This is a genomic window from Microbacterium sp. LWS13-1.2 (genome assembly GCF_040144835.1).
Taxonomy (GTDB): domain Bacteria; phylum Actinomycetota; class Actinomycetes; order Actinomycetales; family Microbacteriaceae; genus Microbacterium.
In genome coordinates this window covers 3314729-3330858 of the sequence record NZ_CP151632.1, presented here as the reverse complement: position 1 = coordinate 3330858, position 16130 = coordinate 3314729, and the positions used below count along the sequence as shown (strand labels likewise).

Genomic DNA, 16130 nt, shown 5'->3' with positions numbered 1-16130 from the left:
CGTATGGACGGATGCCGAGGTCAGTTGTTCTGGGGGAAGCCGAGGTTGATGCCGCCGTGGTGGGCGGGGTCGAGCCAGCGGCTGGTGATGGCTTTCTCGCGGGTGTAGAAGTCGAAGCCGTGGACGCCGTAGGCCTTGGCGTCGCCGAACAGCGACTGCTTCCAGCCGCCGAAGGAGTGGTACGCGACCGGAACCGGGATGGGCACGTTGATGCCGATCATGCCGACCTGCACCTCGTTCTGGAAGCGGCGGGCGGCGCCGCCGTCGTTGGTGAAGATGGCGGTGCCGTTGCCGAACCGGCCCGAGTTGATCAGCTCGAGACCCTCGTCGTACGAGTTGACGCGGACGATGGAGAGGACGGGTCCGAAGATCTCCTCCTGGTACGCGCGGCTGGTGGTGGGGATGTCGTCGATCAGGGTGGGGCCGAAGAAGAACCCATCCTCATGCCCCTCTACCTGGAAGCCGCGGCCGTCGACGACGATGGTTGCGCCGTCCTGCTCGGCGATGTCGACGTAGCTCGAGACCTTGTCGCGGTGGATGTCGGTGATCAGCGGCCCCATGTCGGGCTCCACGCCGTCCACCCCGGCACCGTTGCCGATCTTCAGCTTCGCGATGCGTTCGGTGATCTTGCTGATGAGGTCATCGGCGACCGGTTCCACGGCGAGCACGACGCTGATGGCCATGCAGCGTTCCCCGGCGGCACCGTAGCCGGCGTTGACGGCCTGGTCGGCGACCAGGTCCAGGTCCGCGTCGGGCAGCACCAGCATGTGGTTCTTCGCACCACCCAGCGCCTGCACTCGCTTGCCATGCCTCGAGGCGGTCTCGTAGATGTACTGCGCGATCGGCGTGGACCCGACGAAACTGATGGACTGCACGTCGGGGCTTTCCAGCAGCCCGTCGACCGCGAGCTTGTCGCCCTGCAGCACCGTGAACACCCCGTCCGGCAGTCCCGCCTCCTGCCACAGCGCCGCCAGCCACAGCGCCGCGGACGGGTCCTTCTCCGACGGCTTCAGCACCACCGCGTTGCCCGCGGCGATCGCGATCGGGAAGAACCACATCGGCACCATCGCCGGGAAATTGAACGGGCTGATCACCCCCACCACCCCGAGCGGCTGCTTCAGCGAGTACACATCGATCCCGGTCGAGGCGTTCTCGCTGAACGCGCCCTTGAGGAAGTGCGGGAAACCGGTCGCCAGCTCCACGACCTCCTGGCCACGCAGGATCTCGCCCATGGCGTCGGAGACGACCTTGCCGTGCTCGGCCGTGATGATCTCGGCCAGCTCCCGCTTGCGGGCGTTCAGCAGCTCGCGGAAGCTGAACAGCACCGACTGCCGTCGGGCGATGGAGAACTGCGACCAAACCTCGTATCCGCGCAGGGCCGACGCGATCGCCGCGTCGATCTCCGCCTCATCCGCCAACGCCACCCGCGCCGACACCACACCCGTCGCCGGATTGAACACCGGCGCCGTCCGCCCCGACGACGACGGCACCTCCACACCATCGATCCAATGCGAGATCACCCGCACATCGGCGTCGACGTCGGTCTGCGTGGGGGTGGTCTCGGTGATGCTCATAGGTGTGGTCCTTCGTGAGGGGAGGGGTTCAGAGGTCGGTGTGGACGAGGCCAGCCGCGATGTCCACGGCGGCGGCGACGTCGTCATCGGGCGGGTAGAGGAGTGTGCGGCCGACGGTCAGCCCGCGGACGCCGGGAAGCGACAGCGCGTCCTCCCACGACGCGAACGTCTCGTCGGGATCCACGCCCGAGTCGCCGCCGAGCAGCAGCGTCGGCATGGTGGTGGCCGCCATGACGCGCTCCATGTCGTCGACGACGGGCAGCTTCATCCACGTATTCGCGCTGGACGCGCCCAGGCCGGAGGCGATCGCGATCGACAGGATGACGGCATCCGTCGACAGGTCGTTGACGACCCGACCGGCGCTGCGGGTGCTGAGGAAGGGCTCGAGCATGATCGGCAGGCCCGCGGTCGACGCCTCGGTGACGGCACCGGCCATCGCCGTGAGCGTCGAGACGGTGCCGGGGTCGGCGAGATCGATGCGCACGAGCGTCTTGGCGAAGTCGATGCCCGAAGCCACCATCGTGCGCACGTCGTAAGCCGTCATGCGGTCGTCCAGCTCGAACGATGCGCCACGCAGGCCGCCGCGGTTCATCGAGCCGACGACGATCTTGTCGTCGAGGAGGCCGAGTGCGGCGAGGTCGTCGACGATGTCGGGCGTGCCCAGCACGCCGTCGACGCCCGGTCGGCTCAGCGCCGTGGCCAGCCGGTCGAGCAGGTCGTAGCGGTCGGCCATCGCGGTCGGATTGCCGCCCACCGCGAGGGCGCCGCGGGCGGGATGATCGGCGGCGACGATGAAGAGGCGTCCGTCGCCGCGCAGCACGTCGCGACGTCGGCGGACGGTGAGGGCGTCGCGGATCGCCTCCGGCCGGGTCGCCCGGATGTCCCGGAGGCGGGTGAAGTCGTCCTCGGTGAGGAACTGGGTCATCGCAGCGCCCCCGCGTCGAGGATCGCCGTGACCTCCGCCTCGATGGGCATGGCCGTGGAGCACTCCAGGCGGGACGCGACGATCGCGCCGGCGACGTTCGCGAAGCGGAGGATGCGTTCGAGGTCCCACCCCGCGAGCAGGCCGTGGCAGAGGGCGCCGCCGAACGCGTCTCCGGCGCCCAGGCCGTTCACGACCTCCACGGGATACGGCGGCACGACGACGGACTCGTCGCGCGTCTTCGCCAGCACGCCCTTCGGCCCCTGCTTCACGATCGCGAGCTCGACCCCGCGCTCCAGCAGCGCGTCCGCCGCGTGCTCGGGCTCGGTCTCACCGACCGCGACCTCGCACTCCTCGCGGTTGCCCACGGCGACGGTCGCATGCTCGAGGGCCCGCGCCATCTGGACGCTCGCCTCCGCCGGCTCGGCCCAGAACATGGGGCGGTAATCGAGATCGAAGACGGTGTGTCCGCTGGTTCGCGCCTGAAGAGCCGCGTGGTGGGCGGCGCGGCTGGGCTCCTGGCTGAGCCCCGTCGCGGTGAACCACAGGATGCCGGCCGAGCGCACGGCGTCGAGGTCGAGCTCTGCCGGTGCGACGTCCAGGTCGGGCGCCTTCGGCTCGCGGTAGAAGTACAGCGGGAAGTCGTCGGGCGGGAAGATCTCGCAGAAGGTGATGGGCGTCTTCAGCGTCTGGTTCACCCGCACGTAGCGGTTGTCCACGCCGAGGCGAGCGAGCTCCGCCAGAAGATAGCGGCCGAAGGGGTCGTCGCCGACGCCCGAGATCAGCGCGACGCGCCGACCGTGTCGCGCGGCGGCGACGCTGACGTTCGCGGCACTGCCGCCGAGGAACTTGCCGAAGGTCTGCACCTCCTCGAGCCCCACGCCGGACTGGAGTGGGTAGATGTCGACACCCAGCCGCCCGAAGGCGAGGACGTCGAACGCAGGGTTGCTCTCGGTCATACTCCGCTGTACAACTCTCCGCGTGCGCCGATCGACGCCCGCATCGGTGGACAATTTGTCCTGACAATAACACAACGATCGAGCCTGCGACACTCCGCGCCGTGGTCGACTGACAAAGTGGCGACGATGTAGCATTGTCGGGACATTATGCTGTCGGGACTTGGAGTGTGTGATGGCAGACGACGTGGTCAAGCTGGACGACTTGCTCGCCGACCTGGATCGCACCGGTCCGGTGCCGCTGTACTTCCAGGTGTCGAGCGCGATGGAACGAGCGATCCGCTCCGGTGAGATCCCACCGGGCGCGCGCCTCGAGAACGAGATCGCGATCGGCCAGCGTGCGGGACTGTCGCGGCCGACGATCCGGCGCGCGATGGAGGAGCTCGTCGACAAGGGCCTGCTCGTACGGCGGCGAGGCATCGGCACGCAGGTCGTCCAAGGCCAGGTCACCCGTCAGGTCGAGCTGACCAGTCTCTACGAGGACCTCAAGAACTCGCAGCACGAACCGGGAACACTCGTCCTCGAGCACGACACCCGCCCGGCCGATCCGGTGACGGCCGAGGCGCTGCGCGTTCCCGTCGGCTCGGACATCGTCTACCTCCGGCGCCAGCGCTCGACCGACGGCGTGCCGGTCGCGGTGCTCACGAACTACCTGCCGCTCGACTTCGCCGACATCACGACGGAGCAGCTGCAGCAGAAGGGCCTCTACGAGATCATGCGCGCACGGGGCGTGACGATCCGCGTGGCGAACCAGAAGATCGGCGCACGCCGCGCGCACGGCGACGAGTCGGGGCTCCTCGACATCGACAAGGGCGGTCCCGTGCTCACCATGGAGCGGGTGGCCTTCGACGCCTCCGGTCGTGCCGTCGAGTTCGGCCACCACTGCTACCGCCCCGACATGTACAGCTTCCAGACGACGCTCGTCGCGAAGTGACGAGAGGGACGGATGCCGCCGGTCGCGGCATCCGTCCCCACATCGTCAGCGCAGCGCGCGGTCTCCCTTGAACGCGGGCGACCACTGGCCGAGGGCCTTGCCCTTGGCCGTGCCGTTCACCGACGACTGCGTGTCGGCGAAGACCAGCGTCGCGTGCGCCGCGGCGTCGGCCAGCTGTTCGAACAGCACCGGGTTGATGTTGGTCGACGTGTCGCACGCCTGGTGGTAGCAAGGGTCGAGCGCCACACCCGCTGTGCCGCCGAACTTCGTCACCTGCTCCGCGGTCTTGATGTCTTCGGCACCCGAGAACAGACCGCCGGCAGGGATGCCCGCGCCGATGAAGGCGAAGTAGTCGCTGCGGCCGTCGAACGCGGTCGGCTCGGTGACCAGGTTCTGCGAGGCGAACCAACCGTCGAAGACGCCCTCCACCACGTCGGAGCCGTTCGGACCGGTGGTGCCGAACGCGTCGCCGTCACCGTCGTACACGAAGCGGCCGCCGTTGGGGGAGCCGAGCATGTCGAAGTTCAGGTTGACGAGATGCTCCTTGACCTCCGCCTTGCTGAGCTGCGCCACATAGTGGTTCGACCCCTGGAGGCCGTCCTCCTCACCGCCCCAGAACGCGAAGCGGATGCGGTTCTCGGTCTCGATTCCGAGATCGGCCAGCTGCAGCGCCGTCTCCATGAGCGACGCCGTGCCCGAGCCGTTGTCGTTGATGCCCGGCCCCGCGGGAACCGAATCGAGGTGGGCGCCGACGACGACCGTGCGGTCGGTGCGGCCCGTCGGGGTGTCGGCGAGCAGGTTCCACGTGTCGATGGTGGTCGAGTTGGTGACCACGTCGATCCGCAGCACGAGCCCTGCCGTGCCGACGAACTCCTCGCCGACCTCGAAGGAGGTGCTGATGACCGGGACGGGCGTTGCCGTCCAGGTCGAGGTGCCGAGCGTGCCGCCGAAGACACCGAACCGGTCGTCTCCTTCGACGTCATTGCCCTGGTTGAAGATCACGACGCCGACCGCGCCGGCCGCCACGGCGTTCGTCGCCTTGACGCTGAAGTCGCACGATCCGCGCTGGATGAGGGCGATGGATCCGGCCAGGAACCCGGCGAAGTCCGCGGATTCGCAGCCGCTCGTGGACGCACGGTCACCGGAGAGATTCACGTCGACTGCCTGCACGGCCGCCTCGACGGTGCCGCTGCCCGTGTACTCCATCGGGTAGAAGTCGTCTTCGAAGGCATACGACTCGTCGCCGGGCGCGGTCTGGTCGAGCGTGGAGCCCTCGTAGTCGATGAGCTCGTACGAGAACGGCTGGCGCTGCGTGAGGTAGCCGGCTTCCCCCAGCGCCTCCTCGACGTACTCGAGTGACGCCAGATAGCCGGGAGTCCCTGCTGCGCGGTTGCCGCCGTTGGCAGTCGCGATCGCCTGGAGCGCATCGAGATGGGTCTGGAGCCCTGCCGCGGTGACCGCTTCCGTCAGGTCGGACGTGTCGGCAGGTGGCGCGGCGAGCGCCGGAGCGCCCTGCTCGCCGATGCCCGAGACGGCCTCCCCCGCACCCGAGACGAGGTCACCCGCGCCGCCCAGGTCGACGCCACCTGCGATCGCGTCGAGGTCCACCGCACTCGCGACAGCATCGAAGTCGATCCCCGTCGCCACTGCCTGCGCCAGCAGCGGGGCCGCGACGGCGCTCACCACGGCGGCACCCGCGATCGCACCCAGCAGTCCGCCGGCACCGACGAGCGCGGCGCTCTTCGCCATCCCACCGCCCTGCGGTGGATTGCCTCGACCTGGTGCGGGTCCGACGTCTGCAGAAGGTACTCGTAGCGTGCGATCGCGGCGCGGTCCGTGGCCGGCGGGGTCCAGCTGCCCGGCGCCGCGGGCGGTGCCGCCGACCGAGGCTCGCCGGTGACGGCGCCGCCGACGTCGCGCACCATCGCGCGCGAGTCGCGTCCGTTGCCGGATGTCTGCGGGCCGGAGGAGGCCTGCGAGCCCGAGGAGTCCAGCGCCTTGGCGGCGAAGTCGAAGAGGCGGTTGAGAGAGCCCATGGGGGTTCCTTCCCTATCGGAGACGTGGCGTGTCAAAAGACCGCCAAGGTCTCCTCCGCCCCGAAGGGCCGGCAACCCGGGATCCGGCGCTAGATCCGTAGTGACGAGTGTGCCGCAGGCGGGAGTACTCCCCTTGTGCTCTCCACCCTACGGTCGGCGACGCATCGCACCCGCCGCTTCGGCGAGCTCATCGGGCTCTCTCAGCGAATTGATCGGATCCGGCTGCGCCGGCCGCGGCATCCGCTCCCCACCGTTTCAACGCGGGACGAGCGCCTCGCTCACGTCGTACGCCCGCAGTCGCCCGCACATGCCGAAGCCGCGCTCGCCTGCCGGCGCTGACGACCGTGGAGGTCGACCTCGAGGGCCTGGGCTCACGCGCGATGGCACGGCTCATCAGGGCGCTGCGTGACGAGCCCCTCCCGACCGAGGTCCGACCGATCCACCGCGTCATCTGGCGCGAGTCGAGCGGCGCCGCACCGCGCTGACGGAATCGGACACCACGGGCCGCGGGATCCGCTCAGTCCGTGGCGGGCGTGGCGAGCGCGTCGCGGGCAGCGGAAACCGCAGCCTCGTTCGCGTTGTACCCGTGCTCAGCGCCGGGGAACACGCCGCCGCGCACCTCCGCCGCGTACGCCGCGACGCCGCCGACCATCTCGTCGCCGACGGCCGCGAAGCGCTTGACGAAGGCCGCCGTCTTGCCCTCGGTGATGCCGAGGAGGTCGTGCATCACCAGCACCTGGCCGTCGGCGCGACCCGCGCCGATCCCGATCACGGGGATGTCGAGGGCAGGAAGCACCACGTCGACGACCTCGGCCGGCACCGCCTCGACCACGAGCACGCTGGCGCCGGCCTCCTGCACCGCGACCGCTTCACGGGCGAACCGCGCCGCGGACTCGGCGGTGCGGCCCTGCGCGCGCATTCCGCCGAGCGCCACCGCGGTCTGCGGCGTCAGCCCGACGTGCGCGACGACCGCGATGCCGGCCGCAGCGATCGCGCGGATGCGGCTCAGCCGCGCCTCGCCGCCGCCCTCGAGCTTCACGGCGTCGGCCCCCGCCTCCCGGACGAACCGCACCGCTGTCGCGACCGCCTGCTCGTCCGACACCTCGGTCGAGCCGAACGGCAGATCGCACACGACGAACGCCGACCGCACGCCGCGACGGACGGCGCGGGCGAGCACGAGCATCTCGTCGATCGAGACCGCCACGGTCGAGTCGTAGCCGAGCACCACCTGCGCGCCCGAATCGCCGACCAGCACCATGTCGACCTCCGCCCGCTCGGCGACCCGCGCCGTCGGATAGTCGTAGGCCGTCACCATGACGATGGGCTCGTGGCCGGCCTTCATGTCTTCCAGCCGCCGAAGCGTCACCTGCGGGCGCATCACGAACCTCCTGCGTCGATCACGGTGTTGTCGATGAGCCGCGTCGCGCCGACGCGCGCGGCGATGGCGACCAGTGTCGGTCGGTCGACCTGGGGAACCGGCTCGAACGTCTCCGGGTCGACGAACGCGACGTATTCGAGCGCGATCATCCCCTCGGCCAGCACGTCCAGCGCCCGGTCGCGCAGCGCGCGGGAGTCACGGATGCCGGAGGCCGCGGCATCCGTCACCGCCTGAAGTGCGCGCGGAATGGCCAGCGCGCGTGCGCGCTCATCGGGCGACAGCCGCGCGTTGCGGCTCGAGCGGGCGAGGCCGTCGTCATCGCGGGACGTCGGGCACACGACGAGCTCGACCGGCACGTTGAGGTCGGCGGTCAGCCGGCGCAGCACCGCGACCTGCTGCGCGTCCTTCGCGCCGAAGTAGGCGGCATCGGGGAGCGCTGCGAGCAGCAGCTTTGTCACGACGGTCGCGACGCCGTCGAAGTGCGCGCGCCCGCGCTGGGCGCCCTCGAGGGTCTCGGCGACGGATCCGGTCACGCTCACCGTCGTGGAGAAGCCGTCGGGATACATCTCGCCGGCGTCCGGGGCGAACACCACGTCGACACCGGCTTCCTCGGCGAGCGCGACGTCGCGCTCCTCGGTGCGCGGGTAGGCGGCGAGGTCGGCCTGCTCGGTGAACTGCGCGGGGTTCACGAAGATCGACATCACGACGGTGTCGTTGTCGGCGCGAGCCGCCCGCACGAGCGTGAGGTGTCCCTCGTGCAAGGCGCCCATCGTCGGCACCAGGCCGATGGATCCGCCGCGGCGATCGCGCAGGGCGGCGCGCAGGTCGGCGACGGTGCGGACGACGATCACCACGTGGTCTCCCCCGCTACGGGTCCCGAACCACGGACGACCGTCGTGGCGTGCGCGGCGGCCAGCTGCCGCGTCGCCGTGACGAGGGCATCGAAGAGCTCGGCCTGCTCGGGCATGCGCTCCCGCACCGCCTCGCGCTGGCGTGCCACTGTCTCGTCGTCGCCGCGCGCGATGGGGCCGGTGAGGGCCGAGGCACCGCCGGCATGCCAGTTCTCGACCGTCGCGCGCACGAGCGGTGCGAACGCGTGGCGGGGGACCCCGGCCGTCGCGGCGAGGTCCTCGGCGAACCACTCGAGTGTCACGAGGAAGTTCGAGGCGATCGATGCCGCCGCGTGGTACGCGGCGCGATCGGCGTCGGCGACCTCGAACGGCGCCATCCCCAGGGCGTCCGCGAGGGCACGTGCGGCAGCGTCGGCGCGAGGGGTCGAGCCGGCGACGGCGGCCGGAACCCCGTCGAACGACGCGGCCGCACCCGCCACCGTCGTGAGGGGATGGATGCTGAACGCCTCGTGCGGTGCGAGCGGCTCGAGCGTCGACGCACCCGAGAAGTGCCCCATGAGGGGTCCCGGCACGATCACAGCCGCGGCTGCCGCGATCTCGGCATCCGGAACGGCCAGCAGCACGAGATCGGCACCGTCTGCGGTGTCACCGCGGCCGAGCGGTCCGCGCACCTCAGCGCCCGCGGCCCGCAGTGCGGCAGCCATCGACCGGCCGACACGCCCGTCGCCGACGATCGCGATCACGCCGAGGGCACCGCGGGGGCGCGCGCGCTCGGGGTCGAGGTCCGGCATCGTCGTCGTCTCCCGTCGCGCGCGGTGTAAGTGAACCTCGTTCAAAATACCCCGTTGCGCGGCGGACGTCAGGCGCGGGCGGGCCTCCCCGCCTTTCCGAGCGGCGTGCGCAGCAGCACGATGTAGACGCCGACCGACACCAGCATCCCGACCGGCACCGAGAGATCGACGTAGCCGAGACTCTCGGCGACGGGCCCGGTCCAGACCTCGGTCGACAGGCAAAACGCGGTCGCGATGCCGCCGATCACGACAGCGGTCATGCCTGGGATGCTCCATCCGCCGGCCCGAGCCACGCGGGCAGCATCCCGAGGAGCGCGGATTCGATGCCGGCCTCCATCACCGCGCCGGCGGCGACGGTCGCCAGCAGCGCTCCGACGATCGTGAACACCATGCCGGGCAGCGCGCCGCCGAGGGCGGTCGCGGCGATGATGTGCGAGGGCTTCGTCGACCGCGGCAGGTATCGCGCGATCTCGGGGCTGTTGATGAACGAGATCGGCGACGAGGCGATGATCGTGAAGCCGATCGTGATCGCCGACCACAGTGGCACGCCCGACAGCGGCTCAGGCTGCTGGAAGCTCCATTCGACCTGGGGCCAGGATGAACGCCGCGACGGTCACGAAGATGACGGCCAGCACGATCGCCAGCCATGAGTGGACACGCAGGATCAGCGCGTGGCCGTAGACCGCCACGAGCACGGTGAGTGCAGAGATCACGAGCGTCACGGCGATCGGCACGACGACGGGGTCGCTCAGCCCCAGTCCCGCGAGCAGGCCCGCGCCCAGGAACGACGACGCGAGCCAGTTGAGCGCCAGGAACACTGCTCCGATCAGCCACCCGGTGAACGCCACGACGGGCTTGTTGCCGATGATGCCGTAGATGGCCCGCGTGATGACCGAACCCGAGGTGCCTGCCGCAGGCCCGCTGATCGCGATGAGGCCGGGGAAGACCCACAGCACCGATCCGGCGATCACGACGAGCACCGCCTGCCACAGTTCCAGCCCGAGCAGCACGAGCGTGGCCCCGACGGTGAAGTTCAGGATGCTGACGCTCGGCGCCGCCCAGACGAAGAAGAGGTCGCGAGCCCGGCCATGACGCTCGCCGGCTCCGATCAGCTCGATGCCGCGCGTCTCGGGCTGGTTCGGGGCGTCCACGAACTGGCCGGCGGCGCCGGCGCCGGCGCCTGCGCGGTCTGCGGGTGCTGCGACACGGTGATCCTCTCGGGCGGACCGGACGACGTCCTCGGACCGCGGCTTCGTTGCTCTCGGGACACGGTGACTATTGGCCGTGCGGACAATAGGCTATTGGTCACACATCCAATAGCATGGGCGGCATGGTGTCAAGCGGCGATGCGCGACGCGTTCGCAAACGGCCGGAAGAGCGGCGCGAAGAGATCCTGGCGACCGCGGCCGACATCGCGCTCACCGAGGGCCTCGAGCGCATCACCCTGCGCGCGGTCGCTGACCGGCTCGGCGTGCGTCCGGGGCTGATCACGCACTACTTCCCCGCCGCCGAGGGTCTCGTCGTCGCCGCGTTCGCGCGCGCGGCTGCCGCCGAGCGCGCCGACCTCTTCCCGAGGGAGGGCACCGCGACGCAGCGGCTGGCACGCCTGGTCACCGGGTTCGAGAGCCGAGACTCGTGGGATCTCGCGCGGCTGTGGCTGAATGCCCGCCACCTCTCGCGTTTCAGCCGGACGCTGAACGAGGCGCTGGTCGAACGGGAGACGCTCAACCGGGCCGGCATCGTCGACATCATCGCGCACGGCATCAGCGCCGGCGAGTTCGCCACCGTCGATGCGCACGCGGCGGGCATCCGCATCCTGATGGCCGTGGACGGGCAGAGCGCCTCGGTGAACAACAGCCACGATGCCGGTGACGGCGCGCACGAGCAGTTCGTGTCGGACGTCGCCGAGTGGACGCTGGGTCTGGAGCCGGGAACCCTGCGGGCGACCGCCCGTTCGAACTGAGTTCCTCCCCCGCCCGCACTTCCAGGATACCGGGCGGAGGGCGCCTTGCGGCAAGGGCCCCCTGGGGGCGCATACTGGTCGATCGCGACGCCACCCCGCCCCTTCCTTCACCGAACGCCGCGTCGCGATGTCCGCCAGGAGCAGATGCCGTGAATCCCATCCAGACCGGCCCTTTCCAGCTGCCCGAACGCCTCTCCGCCAAGTCCGATCCCGCGCTGATCAGCGCTGACGAACGGCAGTTCGCCGCCATCGCCGAGAGCCTCGCCCGCTCCATCGACGGCCTCGAGGAGCGCCTTGCGGAGCTCCGTCGACGCCCCGGCGGGCACGGGCAGGCCGGTCTCGAGCGCGACCTCGAGATCCATCGCCTCTCCGCACGCTTGCGCGTGCTGCGCCGCTTCACGATGAACGCGTGCCTCGGCCGCATGGTGCCCGCGGACGGCTCCGAGACCGTCTACATCGGCCGCTTCGGACTCACGGATGCCGGGGGCCGGCGCCTCCTCGTCGACTGGCGCACGCCGGCTGCCGAGCCGTTCTTCGCCGCGACCCATGCGCACCCCTCGGGCCTGGTGAGTCGTCGCCGCTACCGGTGGACGGGCGGCCGCGTGACCGACTACTGGGACGAGGTGTTCACGGCCGACGGGTTGGAGCAGAGCGCCGCGCTCGACGACCAGTCCGCGTTCATCGCAAGTCTGGGTGCGAGCCGCTCGCCGCGCATGCGCGACGTGCTGGGGACGATCCAGGCGGATCAGGATGCGATCATCCGCGCCGGCTCGCGTGGCTCGCTGGTCGTCGACGGCGGTCCGGGCACCGGCAAGACGGTGGTGGCGCTTCACCGCGCCGCGTATCTCGTGTATTCCGACCCGCATCTGGGCGAGGGCCGCGGCGGCGTGCTGTTCGTCGGCCCGAGCCCCGCCTACCTGTCGTACGTCGAGGACGTGCTGCCGAGCCTCGGTGAGGAGAGCGTGCAGACGTGCACGCTGCGCGACCTCGTCGCCGAGGGCACGACCGCCGAGCCCGAGCGCGACCCGGTCGTCGAGCGGCTCAAGGCCGATGCGCGCATGGTGGACGCGATCGAGCCGGCGGTGCGCCTGTACGAAGAGCCGCCCGCCGATGGCCTCGTCGTCGAGACGCCGTGGGCGGAGCTGTGGCTCAGTCCCGAGGACTGGGCGGAGGCGTTCGCGTCGGCCGAGCCCGGTACGCCGCACAACGAGGCTCGGGACCAGGTCTGGGAGACGGTTCTCGACATCCTCGCCGACCAGGCGGACGGCGAGGAGGTGCCGCCGCATCAGCTGCGGCGAGCGCTCGCGCGTCACGAGGAGTTGACCCGAGCGTTCGGGCGTGCGTGGCCGCTGGTGGAGGCATCCGTCCTCGTGTCGGACCTCTGGTCGGTGCCCGCCTACCTGCGCCGCTGCGCACCGTGGCTCACGCCCGAAGAAGTGGCTGTGCTGCAGCGAGGCGACGCCACCGCGTGGACAACGTCTGATCTGCCGCTGCTCGACGCGGCGCGGCGCCGGCTCGGCGACCCCGGCGCCTCGCGTCGGCGGCGGGAGCGCGAGGCGAAGCTCGCGCAGGAGCGCGAGTACATGGCGCAGGTGGTCGACCGCCTCAAGGAGGCCGGCGACGAGATCATGCAGTGGCTCGACGGCGACGACCTGCGCAACAGCCTCGTCGACGACTCGGTGGTCGACGCGCACGACCCCGACCTGCTGGCGGGGCCGTTCGCGCACATCATCGTCGACGAGGCGCAGGAGCTCACCGATGCGCAGTGGCGGATGCTGCTGGCGCGCTGCCCGTCGCGCAGCTTCACTGTGGTCGGCGATCGGGCCCAGGCGCGGCACGGGTTCCGCGAGTCATGGCACGAGCGACTCGAGCACGCGGGGCTCACCGACGTGAGCATCGCCTCGCTCACCATCAACTACCGCACGCCGAGCGAGGTCATGGCGGAGGCCGAGCCGGTGATCCGCGTCGCGATCCCCGGCGCGAACGTGCCCACGTCGATCCGATCCAGCGGAGTCCCCGTGCTCCGCGCCGATGCGGCGGAGCGCGACGGCATCCTCAGCGCCTGGCTCACGGCGCATCCCGAGGGCACCGCCTGTGTCATCGGAGACCCGTCGTTCGTCGCCCAGGACCGCGTGCGCTCGCTGACGCCGGAGCTCACGAAGGGCCTGGAGTTCGACTTCGTCGTGCTCGTCGAGCCGTCGAGGTTCGGCGAGGGGATCGAGGGCGCGGTGGACCGCTACGTCGCGATGACGCGCGCGACGCAGCAGCTCGCGGTGCTGGAGGGTTAGCCCTGGGCGCGGCTCGCGCATATGGTCCGTGCATGGATGTGCAGCTCGTGGCGGGTTTCGGTCCGATCGTCCGGGACGACCGCGCCTCACAGTCGTTCTATCGCGATGATCTGGGCATCGCGCTCGGCGAGGCGGCGCCCGGCTATCTCGACACGCATGCGCTGGGCGGCGTGAAGGTCTTCCCCCTGTGGCGATTGACGGATGCCGCGGAATCCATCTTCGGCAGTGGAAATGGCCGTCACATCTGCCGGTTCCGCAGGCCTGGCTCGAGTTTGAACTCGCATCGCCTGAAGCCGTCGCCGCCGGGGAGCAGGAATTGCGCGAGGCAGGTCACGCGATCCTCACCCCTACCCACGTGGAGCCCTGGGGTCAGACCACCGCCCGGCTTCTCAGCCCCGAAGGGATGCTGGTCGGCCTCTCGTTCTTCGCCCGACTGCACGACGCCTGACTGGCCGCTCGCGCCGCGCCCGCTCAGCGACGCCGCCTCGATCAGCGCACCCATCGACGGAGCGCAGGGGCGGGCGTAGTCTGACGCGTATCGGGCGGGAGGGGTCGTGAAGAAGCGGCACGCACAGCACGCGATCAGTGACGACGAGCAGATCCCCCGCTACGCCTACGTTCTGGGGAACGTGCCGGCGAGCGTCGCCGACAAGGCCTACGCAGCCGCTTTCTCCCGGCTCTCGACGTCGCAGCGTCAAGAGATCGTCGGCCGGCTGGGCTCGCAGCTTCCGTTCGCACCGCAGGAAGCGGCATCCGTCGATCCCGAGGCATTCGCCGTGCTCATGCGCGACCTGCGGTCGCGCGACGCCGTCGTGCGCCTCAAGGGAGCCGGTGCTCTCGCAGCCGCATTCGTCGCGAGTCCTCCCATCGCCGCGTACTTCTCGGTCGGCGCGGGTTCGGTGACGCTCGATCAGCAGCCGCCCTGGCTGCATGCACTGGCCGGCCACGAGACCGCACCGATCGACGGCGGACGCACGCACCACGGCAAGGGCGTGGACTCCGGCATGTGGTACGGCTGACGCCGCGACGGCGCAACCTCACCCATGGACGGCGTCGGTGGGGCCGGATATCGTCGCGGTGTCGGCCGAAGATCCCATGAACCGAGGGGGCGCCGCCATCTCCAGGATCAGTTCCGCGCCATCGCTGCCCACTCCCCGCCGGGTGCAGGGCACGTACTACACGCTGATGCTCGGCAACACGCTCGCAGCGTCCTTCATCTGGGGCATCAACACCCTCTTCCTCCTCGACGCCGGGCTCACGAATCTCGAGGCCTTCTCGGCGAATGCGTTCTTCACCGCCGGGATGCTGATCTTCGAGATCCCGACGGGCGTCGTGGCCGACACCGTCGGGCGCCGGGCTTCGTATCTGCTCGGCACCATCACGCTGGCGGTGACGACCGTCATGTACTGGCTGCTGTGGGTCTGGCATTCGCCGTTCTGGGCCTGGGCGATCGTGTCCGTGCTGCTCGGACTCGGCTTCACGTTCTTCTCCGGCGCTGTGGATGCCTGGCTCGTCGACGCGTTGAAGGCCACCGGCTATCCGGGCAGCCTCGAGACGGTGTTCGGCCGGGCGCAGATCGTCGGCGGCATCGCGATGCTGTCGGGCTCGGTGCTGGGGGGTGTCCTCGCACAAGTCACGAACCTCGGCGTGCCCTTCCTCGTCAGAGGAGCGATCCTGCTGGTGATGTTCGTCGTCGCCGCCCTCCTGATGCGGGATCTGGGCTTCACACCTGACCGCAGCGAGAGCCCGCTGCGGGCGACGCGCACGGTGTTGCGGGCATCCTTCCGCTACGGCCTCGGCGATCCGCCGGTGCGCTGGCTCATGCTCGCGAGCCCCTTCACCGCGGGTGTGGGCATCTACGTGTTCTATGCACTGCAGCCGTATCTGCTGGAGCTGTGGGGTGACGAGGAGGCCTACTCGATCGCCGGGCTCGCGGCGGCTCTGCTGTCAGGGGCCTCCATCGTCGGCGGTGCGCTGGCGCCCTGGGCGCGCCGGCTCTTCCGCCGCCGCACCTCGGCGATCCTTCTCGCCACGATCTCGAGCGCCGTGGTGCTGATCGGGCTCGGGCTGATCCGCAACTTCTGGGTCGCTCTCGTGCTGGTGGCGCTCTGGGGCATCGCGTCGGCGATCGACGACCCCGTGCACCGCGCGTACCTCAACGACATGATCCCCTCGAAGCAGCGCGCCACCGTGCTCTCCTTCGACTCGCTGATGGGTTCTGCGGGCGGGGTCGTGTTCCAGCCGGTGCTGGGACGAGCGGCGGATGTCGGAGGATACGGCGCGTCGCTGCTCTGGAGCGGTGTGATCTCGGCGGTCGCCGTGCCGTTCGTGCTACTGAGCAGGGCGCAGCGCCCGCCGGCCGACACAGCTCGCGAAGTCACCGCGCCGGCGGATGCGTAGCGGTTCGAGGCGGCGCCCGGCACTGAGATGACGCGCC

Annotated in this window: 17 protein-coding genes; 6 read left to right on the top strand and 11 right to left on the bottom strand. The window is 70.4% G+C overall.

The window, feature by feature from the left end; genetic code table 11:
- Positions 1-20: 20 nt before the first annotated feature.
- The 3 genes from MRBLWS13_RS15450 to iolC are packed head-to-tail and all read right to left on the bottom strand — an operon-like array spanning position 21 to position 3455.
- On the bottom strand, positions 21-1574 hold the full coding sequence (locus MRBLWS13_RS15450) for a CoA-acylating methylmalonate-semialdehyde dehydrogenase (RefSeq protein WP_349426221.1): 1554 nt from the start codon (positions 1572-1574) through the stop codon (positions 21-23).
- A gap of 28 nt (positions 1575-1602) precedes the next feature.
- On the bottom strand, positions 1603-2499 hold the full coding sequence (locus MRBLWS13_RS15445) for a deoxyribose-phosphate aldolase (protein ID WP_349426220.1): 897 nt from the start codon (positions 2497-2499) through the stop codon (positions 1603-1605).
- A complete protein-coding gene (iolC, locus tag MRBLWS13_RS15440; protein ID WP_349426219.1) occupies positions 2496-3455 on the bottom strand; it encodes a 5-dehydro-2-deoxygluconokinase in 960 nt (319 codons plus the stop codon). The genes MRBLWS13_RS15445 and iolC overlap by 4 nt, the downstream gene beginning before the upstream one ends.
- A gap of 172 nt (positions 3456-3627) precedes the next feature.
- On the opposite strand from iolC, the gene MRBLWS13_RS15435 reads away from it, so the two are divergent.
- Complete coding sequence (locus MRBLWS13_RS15435; RefSeq protein ID WP_349426218.1) at positions 3628-4386, top strand: GntR family transcriptional regulator; 759 nt, start codon at positions 3628-3630, stop codon at positions 4384-4386.
- Between the two features lie 45 nt (positions 4387-4431).
- Here the strand turns inward: MRBLWS13_RS15435 and MRBLWS13_RS15430 are convergent, their stop codons facing one another.
- The 8 genes from MRBLWS13_RS15430 to MRBLWS13_RS15395 all read right to left on the bottom strand — a co-directional run bounded on the left by MRBLWS13_RS15430 (position 4432) and on the right by MRBLWS13_RS15395 (position 10593).
- A complete protein-coding gene (locus MRBLWS13_RS15430; RefSeq protein ID WP_349426217.1) occupies positions 4432-6135 on the bottom strand; it encodes a M20/M25/M40 family metallo-hydrolase in 1704 nt (567 codons plus the stop codon).
- On the bottom strand, positions 6066-6422 hold the full coding sequence (locus MRBLWS13_RS15425; protein ID WP_349426216.1) for a hypothetical protein: 357 nt from the start codon (positions 6420-6422) through the stop codon (positions 6066-6068). The genes MRBLWS13_RS15430 and MRBLWS13_RS15425 overlap by 70 nt, the downstream gene beginning before the upstream one ends.
- A gap of 517 nt (positions 6423-6939) precedes the next feature.
- Entirely contained in the window at positions 6940-7800 is an 861-nt protein-coding gene (gene panB, locus MRBLWS13_RS15420) for a 3-methyl-2-oxobutanoate hydroxymethyltransferase (protein WP_349426215.1), read from the bottom strand.
- Positions 7800-8651 carry a pantoate--beta-alanine ligase gene (gene panC, locus MRBLWS13_RS15415; RefSeq protein WP_349429080.1) on the bottom strand — a complete coding sequence of 284 codons (852 nt, stop codon included), beginning with the start codon at positions 8649-8651 and terminating at the stop codon, positions 7800-7802. The genes panB and panC overlap by 1 nt, the downstream gene beginning before the upstream one ends.
- Complete coding sequence (locus tag MRBLWS13_RS15410) at positions 8648-9442, bottom strand: DUF2520 domain-containing protein (protein WP_349426214.1); 795 nt, start codon at positions 9440-9442, stop codon at positions 8648-8650. Before MRBLWS13_RS15410 ends, panC begins: the two co-directional genes overlap by 4 nt.
- 68 nt (positions 9443-9510) lie before the next feature.
- A complete protein-coding gene (locus tag MRBLWS13_RS15405) occupies positions 9511-9702 on the bottom strand; it encodes a hypothetical protein (RefSeq protein ID WP_349426213.1) in 192 nt (63 codons plus the stop codon).
- Positions 9699-9989 (bottom strand): hypothetical protein, encoded by a 291-nt coding sequence (locus MRBLWS13_RS15400; RefSeq protein ID WP_349426212.1) that lies wholly within the window; start codon positions 9987-9989, stop codon positions 9699-9701. The genes MRBLWS13_RS15405 and MRBLWS13_RS15400 overlap by 4 nt, the downstream gene beginning before the upstream one ends.
- A 13-nt stretch (positions 9990-10002) precedes the next feature.
- Positions 10003-10593 carry a cytosine permease gene (locus MRBLWS13_RS15395; protein WP_349426211.1) on the bottom strand — a complete coding sequence of 197 codons (591 nt, stop codon included), beginning with the start codon at positions 10591-10593 and terminating at the stop codon, positions 10003-10005.
- 179 nt (positions 10594-10772) lie between these two features.
- Here MRBLWS13_RS15395 and MRBLWS13_RS15390 point away from each other — a divergent pair, with 179 nt between their 5' ends.
- The 5 genes from MRBLWS13_RS15390 to MRBLWS13_RS15370 all read left to right on the top strand — a co-directional run bounded on the left by MRBLWS13_RS15390 (position 10773) and on the right by MRBLWS13_RS15370 (position 16093).
- Complete coding sequence (locus MRBLWS13_RS15390) at positions 10773-11405, top strand: helix-turn-helix domain-containing protein (RefSeq protein ID WP_349426210.1); 633 nt, start codon at positions 10773-10775, stop codon at positions 11403-11405.
- A 149-nt stretch (positions 11406-11554) separates the two neighbouring features.
- Positions 11555-13693 (top strand): RNA polymerase recycling motor ATPase HelR, encoded by a 2139-nt coding sequence (helR, locus tag MRBLWS13_RS15385; protein WP_349426208.1) that lies wholly within the window; start codon positions 11555-11557, stop codon positions 13691-13693.
- A 32-nt stretch (positions 13694-13725) separates the two neighbouring features.
- Entirely contained in the window at positions 13726-14220 is a 495-nt protein-coding gene (locus MRBLWS13_RS15380) for a hypothetical protein (RefSeq protein ID WP_349426207.1), read from the top strand.
- 27 nt (positions 14221-14247) lie between these two features.
- Positions 14248-14712 (top strand): hypothetical protein, encoded by a 465-nt coding sequence (locus MRBLWS13_RS15375; RefSeq protein WP_349426206.1) that lies wholly within the window; start codon positions 14248-14250, stop codon positions 14710-14712.
- Positions 14713-14788: 76 nt separating this feature from the next.
- Entirely contained in the window at positions 14789-16093 is a 1305-nt protein-coding gene (locus tag MRBLWS13_RS15370; protein ID WP_349426205.1) for an MFS transporter, read from the top strand.
- Positions 16094-16130: the final 37 nt, after the last annotated feature.